Origin of the sequence: Pedobacter sp. UBA5917 (assembly GCF_002432345.1) — a bacterium.
Taxonomy (GTDB): Bacteria; Bacteroidota; Bacteroidia; order Sphingobacteriales; family Sphingobacteriaceae; genus Pedobacter.
In genome coordinates this window covers 1-8,286 of record NZ_DJDT01000104.1, presented here as the reverse complement: position 1 = coordinate 8,286, position 8,286 = coordinate 1, and the positions used below count along the sequence as shown (strand labels likewise).

The window sequence follows — 8,286 nt, the reverse complement described above, 5'->3', positions numbered from 1 at the left end:
GTAATACAGTTTTCAATTGGCAATTTGCAGTTAACAATTAACCGATTAACCAATTTGAACAGTTAACCAGTAAATACAGTTTTCAATTGGCAGTTAACAATCAAGCAATTCAACAATAAAGCGTTTCGCATCAATTAACCGATTAACCAGTAAATACAGTTTTCAATTGGCAGTTAACAGTTAGCAGTTAACCAGTTAACCAATTTCAACAGTTAACCCAATAAACCTATTTATACAAATCCTTCAAAGCATCTTCCAAATGTGTGAATTTAAATTTAAATCCGGCATCTAAAATTTTTTGTGCGGAGGTGTTATTGCTCATTAAAACAGCTTCTACACGTTCGCCCAACAATAAGGCCAATACTTTTTTAGGTACGTTAAATGGCCAAACCGGCCGGTGGAGCTGTTTCGCAAGGGCCTTGGTTAAAGCTTTATTGGTTACCGGAAAAGGTGCACAGGCATTGTAGCAGTTTTCCATTTTAACGTTTTCAATCGCTTCAATGTACATTTCAACCATATCGTTAATATGCAGCCAGGGTGTCCATTGTTTACCTGTACCCAAAGCGGTGCCGGCAAATAATTTAACCGGTTTGGCCAATTGTGGCAATGCGCCACCCTTTTTGCTGAAAACAATCCCTGTACGGAGTTTCACAATCCTTAAACTTAACTTTTTGCCCTGATCTACCGCATCTTCCCAAAGTTTGCAGCATTCGGCCAAAAAGCCATATCCGCTGGAGCTTTCCTCGGTTAAGATTTCATCGCCGCAATCGCCATAAAAACCAACTGCGGATGAAGAAATAAAAGATTTGATCTGATGGTCGGGCCTGGATTTAATGGTTTTAAAAAGCAGTTCTGTCGATTTAACACGACTGTCGATAATCTGTTTTTTCCGTTCATCCGTCCATTTTTTATCGGCTACAGGTTCTCCGGCCAAATGGATAACGGCATCTACCCCATTAAGGCAGTCGGCATCAATGATGCCTTTGTAAACATCCCATGCAAAACTGTTTGTATCCTTGCCCTTTTTTCGCGAAAGCGTATTAACAATATAACCTTTGCCCAGTAAATGTTTTTTTAGCTCAGTGCCCACAAGTCCGGTAGCCCCGGTAATCAGAATCTTCTTTGCCATATTTTTAAAACACTAAAGATACGAAAGGGTTTTTTCGAAGGGCCTTAAAAAGATGTTAATCGCGTTCTAATTCTTTTGTTACCTATTTGTAAAGAATTATTTAGGCATTTGATGGAGCCAAAAAATAAGATAAATTTGTAAAGCGTTCTTACACCCTTTCCGAAACAAAGATGTCCAAAAAAATTTTAGTCTGGTTTAGAAATGATCTCCGTTTGCATGATAACGAAATGCTGGTGGAGGCAATTGCTAAATCCGATTCGATTTTGCCTGTTTACATTCTCGATCGCCGGTCTTTTGGCGAAACCAAGTATGGTACATTAAAAACCGGCAACATTAGAGCGCAGTTTATTTTAGAGAGCGTTTTAGGTTTGCGCAACGCTTTAAAACAGATTGGCGGTAACCTGCTGATCGCCGAAGGTAATCCCGAAGATATCATTCCCCAATTGGTACAGGAGTATGAGATTACTGAAGTATACCATCACCGCGAAGTGGCCCGCGAAGAAACCCATGTTTCTACCCTTGTGGAAAATGCACTTTGGAAATTACGCATCAACCTGAAACACTTTATCGGTCATACCCTCTACAATAAAGAAGATTTACCTTTCCCTATTAAGGACATACCCGACGCTTTTAACCAGTTTAAAAAGAAAATTGAACGCGATTCGATCATCAAGCCCTGTTTTGCAGCGCCCGATAGGATTAATGTGGCCGAAGTAATCGATTGGGGAACTTTATCATCATTAGAAGATCTTGATCTTTTGCCTCAACAGAAAGACCAGCGTTCTGATTTTGAATTTACAGGTGGCGAAGCCGAAGGTTTAGCACATTTGCAGAAAGTGATTGTGGCCATGCAACAGGCTGCAACCACTAAAAATTTAATCCTTGCTTCTAAATTATCAGCCTGGTTGGCAATGGGAAGTTTATCCCCACGAAAAGTATATTGGGAAATTAAAAAAATGGAAGGTGTGCCAAACACCAAAGCCATGTTCAACCATATTCTGCTTGGGTTACTTTGGAGGGATTATTTCCGTTTTATGTTCAAAAAATACGGCAATACATTTTTCAATCCGGACGGATTTGGAAGTCAGGGGCCTATTGATATCGAAAATGAGCAGGATAATTTTTACAAATGGAAAAATGCCCAAACCGGTTTCGCTGTAGTAGATGCGGTAATGACGGAGTTGAACCAAACCGGTTTTATCTCCAATATTGCCAGACAAACTGCTGCTTTATACCTCATTAATAACCTGGAAGTAAGCTGGATTTTCGGTGCGGCATATTTTGAGGAAAAGCTGGTTGATTATAATCCTGCAAGCAACTGGGGCAATTGGGCAAATATGGCCGGGGTAGGAAACGATCAAAAATTAAAAAGTGTTTTCGATCTCGATAAAAATATAAAAAATCTCGATCCCAAAGGCAATTATGCTTTAACTTGGGCATCATAGTTGTAAGGATTGAATGAGAGATTATTCAATGATTGAATGGGTAAATTTTGAATGATTGAATTTGCAGATTTTCCAATCAGTTTAAGTTGTATTTTAACCATTCAATCATCCAATCATTCCCTCATTCAATAAATCGTATTTTAATCGAGATTTTTGCCTTTTATATAAGGTAAAATTCTAATTTTGTAGTGCTTATAGTAAACAGTAAATAATGGATAGTTTATCTTATCTTAACGGCGCAAACGCCGAATACATAGATTCTTTATATCAATCGTATCAACAAGATCCTGAATCAGTTGAGTTTGGTTGGCAAAAGTTTTTTGAGGGTTTTGATTTTGGAAGAGGATCCGAAGCCCCATCAGTAACCGCAGAAACTCCTGAACATTTTTTAAAAGAGGTTAATGTTTTAAACCTGATCGATGGCTATCGTAGTCGAGGTCACTTGTTTACGCATACCAATCCGGTGCGCGAAAGACGTAAACATTTGCCAACTTTGGATCTTGCCAACTTCGGATTATCAGATGCAGATCTTGAAACGGTTTTCAATTCTGGTGTAGAGATCGGTATCGGTGCCGCAAAATTGAAAGATATTGTAGCCTTTTTAAAACAGACATACGCACACTCTATCGGTGCAGAATATAAATTTTTACGTACACCTGAAGTGTTGAACTGGATTCAGCAAAAAATGGAAAGTGCACGTAATACGCCTAATTTCTCTATCGATGAGAAAAAACGCATCCTTAAAAAATTAAATGAAGCGGTAAGCTTTGAAAATTTCCTTGGAACAAAATTCTTGGGTCAGAAACGCTTCTCTTTAGAGGGAGCGGAAGCTTTAATCCCTGCTTTAGATTCGGTTATTGAAAAAGGTGCCCATTTAGCAATCGAAGAGTTTGTTATCGGTATGGCTCACCGCGGTAGATTGAACGTGCTAGCCAATATCATGCAAAAAACTTATAAAGATATTTTTGCTGAGTTTGAAGGCAAAAGTTATAATCCTGATACCCCTTTTGGTGGCGACGTAAAATATCACCTGGGTTATTCAACAGATGTAACGACCAATGCAGGTAAAAGTGTTCACTTAAGTCTTTGTCCAAATCCATCTCACCTGGAAACAGTTGATGGCGTGGTAGAAGGCATGAGCCGTTCGAAAATCGATTTCAAATATGGTGGCGATAACAGCCGTTTAGCGCCGATTTTGATCCATGGTGATGCTTCGGTTGCCGGACAGGGTATTGTTTATGAGGTAATTCAGATGGCAGGCCTTGAAGGTTATAAAACCGGTGGAACCATCCACCTGGTAATCAATAACCAGATCGGTTTTACCACCAATTATAAAGATGCACGTACAAGTACTTATTGTACCGATATTGCGAAGGTAACTTTATCTCCTGTTTTCCATGTAAACGGCGATGATCCTGAAGCTTTGGTTTATGCCATCAATTTAGCAATGGAATACCGCCAGAAATATAAAAACGATGTTTTCATTGATATTCTTTGTTACCGTCGTTTCGGGCACAATGAGTCTGACGAACCTAAATTCACACAGCCTTTATTATACAAAACCATCGAGAAACACCCTAATCCAAGGGAAATTTATATCGAACAGTTAACCAAAGAAGGTAAACTGGAAGCCGGTTTGGCTAAGGAAATGGAAAAAGATTTCCGTGGAATTTTGCAGGAACGTTTAAATGAGGCAAAAGAATTTGTAGCAGGAAACAACGAAGTGAAATTTGGTGGTGCCTGGGCTGATTTGCGTATTGCTACTCCACAGGATTTTGAAACTTCTCCGGTTACGGCAGTTAAAAAATCAACTTTGTTGGAAATTGGTAAACGTATTACAGCTTTACCTTCTAATAAAAAGTTCTTCAAGAAAATTGAAAAATTATTCCTTGAACGGACCAAAATGGTTAACGAAACACATGTTTTCGACTGGGCAATGGGCGAGCAGCTGGCTTATGGTACTTTGTTATCAGAAGGGAAACGCGTTCGTTTAAGCGGTCAGGATGTAGAGCGTGGTACTTTCTCTCACCGTCACGCAGTATTAACGCTTGAAGATAGCGAGGAAGAATATGTACCATTGGCAAATATTTCAGACCAACAGGCTCCTTTTGATATTTACAATTCGCACTTATCAGAATATGGTGTTTTAGGTTTCGAATATGGTTATGCCATGGCTAACCCCAATGCTTTAACCATCTGGGAGGCGCAGTTTGGCGATTTCTTTAACGGAGCACAGATTGTGGTAGATCAGTACATTGCGAGTGCCGAAACCAAGTGGCAGCGCGAAAACGGTTTGGTAATGTTGTTGCCTCATGGTTACGAAGGCCAGGGACCAGAGCACTCATCTGCACGTATTGAGCGTTTTATGGAGCTTTGTGCAGATTATAACATGCAGGTGGTAAATTGTACTACTCCGGCAAACTTCTTCCATGTGTTGCGCCGTCAGTTTAAACGCGATTTCCGTAAACCTTTGGTGGTATTTTCGCCGAAAAGTTTACTACGTCACCCGGCATGTGTTTCTAAATTGGAAGAATTTACCGAAGGTGGTTTTAAAGAAGTAATTGATGATGTAAATGTTAAAGTTGCAGATGTAACGCGTATTGTGTTCTGTAGCGGTAAAATTTACTACGAATTATTGGAGAAACAACAGGCCGATAAATTGAAACATGTGGCTATCGTTCGTGTTGAACAGTTATACCCAACCCCTGTTGATCAGATGGAAGCTATCCAGAAAAAATACAAAAATGCCAAAGAAGTTTTCTGGGTACAGGAAGAGCCAGAAAACATGGGCGCATGGCCGTATTTATTCCGCAAGTTGTATAAAACTGCGTTAAAAGGTATCGATGTAATTTCGAGAAAAGAAAGCAGCAGTACAGCAACCGGTTTTGCAAAACAACATGCTAACCAACAGGCTTATATTTTAGCTAAAGCTTTAGAAGTATCGGTAACAGAAGATGTGAAGGATATAGCTAAAAAAGCAACAAAAAAACTGGTTCAGATCGATTAATGAGGTTTGAGGCGTAAGGTTTGAGGTTTAAGGTTAAGTATCCGGAACATTCCAACTTTACAACATTTAACAATAAAAATTAGGTTTAAGGCGTAAGGTTTGAGGTTTAGGGTTAAAGTACCTGCAACATTCTAACTTTACAACATTTCAACCTTTAACGATAAAAACATAACATTACAAAAATGAGTTTAGAGATAAAAGTTCCACCTGTAGGTGAGTCGATAACCGAAGTTGTTTTATCACGCTGGATAAAAAACGATGGCGATGTTGTTGAAATGGATGAAGTAATTGCCGAATTAGAATCGGATAAAGCTACATTCGAATTAACCGCAGAACAAGGAGGAACTTTAAAAACCATAGCAGCCGAAGGCGATACTTTAGCCATTGGTGCAGTAGTTTGTAAAATTGAAGATGGCGGTGCAGCTCCAGCGAAAGCTGATGCACCAAAAGCTGAAGAAAAAGCAGTTGTAGCTGAAGAAAAAACTTCTGCTCCTGTTACTGAAAAATCAGGCGAAAGCTATGCTACAGGTACTCCATCACCTGCCGCTGGTAAAATCCTTGCAGAAAAAGGAATTGATGCCGCTGCAGTAAAAGGTACTGGTGTTGATGGCCGTATTACTAAAGATGATGCTGTTAAAGCTGAAGCCAGTAAAAAAGCAGAAGCTCCTAAAGCTGCAAGTGCTCCGGCTGTTCCTGCGGGACCACGTTCTGAGCGCCGTGAAAAAATGTCGCCATTGCGCAAAACTGTGGCTAAACGTTTAGTTGCTGTTAAAAATGAAACCGCAATGTTAACTACTTTTAACGAAGTTAACATGAAACCGATTATGGATCTGCGTGCTAAATACAAAGATTCTTTTAAAGAAAAACATGGTGTTGGTTTAGGCTTCATGAGCTTTTTTACCAAAGCTGTTACCGAAGCTTTAAAAGATTTCCCTGCGGTTAATGCTCGTATTGATGGTGAGGAAATTGTTTACAATAACTTCGCTGACATTTCTATCGCAGTTTCTGCACCAAAAGGTTTGGTGGTTCCGGTAATCCGTAATGCAGAAGGTATGAGCCTGGCAGAGATCGAAAAATCTGTTTTGGCATTAGCTTTAAAAGCGCGTGATGGTAAATTAACCATTGAAGAAATGACCGGTGGAACTTTCACCATCACCAATGGCGGTGTATTTGGTTCGATGATGTCGACCCCGATTATCAATGCACCACAATCGGCTATTTTAGGTATGCACAACATTGTTGAGCGTCCGGTTGCCGAAAAAGGTGAGGTGGTGATCCGTCCGATGATGTATGTTGCTTTATCTTACGATCACAGGATTATCGACGGACGTGAGTCGGTTGGTTTCTTGGTTCGTGTGAAACAATTGTTAGAAGACCCGGCTAGATTGCTTTTAGGCGTTTAGTTTAAGATCTAAAATTATATTTACAGAGAAGTCAAGTTTTTATAACTCGACTTCTCTTTTTTTTGCTCAAAAAATGAAATTAACGTTCAATTTAAAGTTCCTTCTCATTTTCCTGGCGATTTTTATTATCGAAGTTTTAATCGGTAAATATCTTCACGATGCATTTATACGGCCTTTTGGAGGTGATGTTTTAGTTGTGGTATTGATTTATGCATTTTTCAGGGGCTTCTTAAAAACCAATAACAAAAAGCTTGCTTTAGGTGTATTGATTTTCTCTTTTGTGATAGAGTCTCTACAGGCAGTGCATTATGTTACCTGGTTTGGTTGGGAAAACAATAAACTGATGAGTACTTTGCTCGGTACTTCATTTAGCGTTTATGATCTTTTAGCCTATTTTGTAGGCTACCTGATAGTCGTCACCCTGAATTTATTTCAGGGTCTATCAAGCCAGAAAGATGCTGAAATAAATTCAGCATGACGATCAGAAAGAAGTAAAAGCTAAAGATTAATTGAGACAAAACTATTGAGACAATTCTTTAATCTGCTTCAAATCCAGTTGTTTAAACTCTACTTCACTGCCTTCTGCCTGTAAAGCAATCTGGCCACTACTTGCGGTACAGTTTGTACCATAATTTACCAATGCGCCGTTTACCCAAACTTTCACTTCGTTGTTCAGGCATTGGATTACCATGGTATTCCATTCGCCAACAGGTTTTTCGCTATCATCGGTTAGGTTTTTAATCCGACGTAGTTTATCGCCATTTACACCCCAGTTTTCTTTTGGTCCGCGTCTGGCAACCATATCAGGTACGGTAATGTCTTCTTCAATGCACCAGAAATCGCCTGCATCTTTATGTTGCATCTGCACTTCCAGCGATTTTGGAAACATGCCATATAAGGCCCTCGGTGTTGATGCGTGCACCAGCACACCACAGTTACCCGGTTTGCCCGCAAATCGGTATTGTACAGTTAACTGGTAATTTTTATAAATTTTGTCAGTTATTAAATGTCCGCCCGGTGTGCCTAAACTTACTAACAAGCCATTGCGTACGATAAATGGATTAATGGTATCTGGCTTTTTATCCATTGCCGGTACATCCACGTGCCAACCGTTTAGGTTTTTCCCGTTAAAAAGACTTTTTTGGGCGAAGGCCGAGGTGCTCAATGTAATGAGCAGTAAAAGGGTATACTGTAATTTCATGATATTTGGTTTTCCCAAATATATTTTAAAAAATTGGAATAAGGTAGTGATGGCTGTCTGATTCGAAACTAACGGATTAAGTCCGTCATTGCGAGGTACGA

General features: G+C 39.5%; 6 protein-coding genes. 4 read left to right on the top strand and 2 right to left on the bottom strand.

What is annotated here, in order from left to right; all coding sequences use genetic code 11:
- Positions 1-226 precede the first annotated feature (226 nt).
- Complete coding sequence (locus tag B2V92_RS06430; RefSeq protein WP_293305942.1) at positions 227-1,129, bottom strand: TIGR01777 family oxidoreductase; 903 nt, start codon at positions 1,127-1,129, stop codon at positions 227-229.
- A 170-nt stretch (positions 1,130-1,299) separates the two neighbouring features.
- Here B2V92_RS06430 and B2V92_RS06425 point away from each other — a divergent pair, with 170 nt between their 5' ends.
- The 4 genes from B2V92_RS06425 (at position 1,300) to B2V92_RS06410 (ending at position 7,462) form a co-directional block, all read left to right on the top strand.
- The gene (locus B2V92_RS06425) at positions 1,300-2,574 is read left to right on the top strand and encodes a DASH family cryptochrome (RefSeq protein WP_293305940.1); all 1,275 of its coding nucleotides are present in this window, start codon (positions 1,300-1,302) and stop codon (positions 2,572-2,574) included.
- A 211-nt stretch (positions 2,575-2,785) separates the two neighbouring features.
- A complete protein-coding gene (locus B2V92_RS06420) occupies positions 2,786-5,581 on the top strand; it encodes a 2-oxoglutarate dehydrogenase E1 component (protein ID WP_293305938.1) in 2,796 nt (931 codons plus the stop codon).
- A 182-nt stretch (positions 5,582-5,763) separates the two neighbouring features.
- Positions 5,764-6,984, top strand: coding sequence for a 2-oxoglutarate dehydrogenase complex dihydrolipoyllysine-residue succinyltransferase (gene odhB, locus B2V92_RS06415; protein ID WP_293305936.1), 1,221 nt, complete (start codon positions 5,764-5,766; stop codon positions 6,982-6,984).
- A gap of 73 nt (positions 6,985-7,057) precedes the next feature.
- On the top strand, positions 7,058-7,462 hold the full coding sequence (locus B2V92_RS06410; RefSeq protein WP_293305934.1) for a DUF2809 domain-containing protein: 405 nt from the start codon (positions 7,058-7,060) through the stop codon (positions 7,460-7,462).
- Between the two features lie 42 nt (positions 7,463-7,504).
- On the opposite strand, the gene B2V92_RS06405 is transcribed toward B2V92_RS06410, so the two are convergent.
- Entirely contained in the window at positions 7,505-8,185 is a 681-nt protein-coding gene (locus B2V92_RS06405) for a 3-keto-disaccharide hydrolase (protein WP_293305932.1), read from the bottom strand.
- Positions 8,186-8,286: the final 101 nt, after the last annotated feature.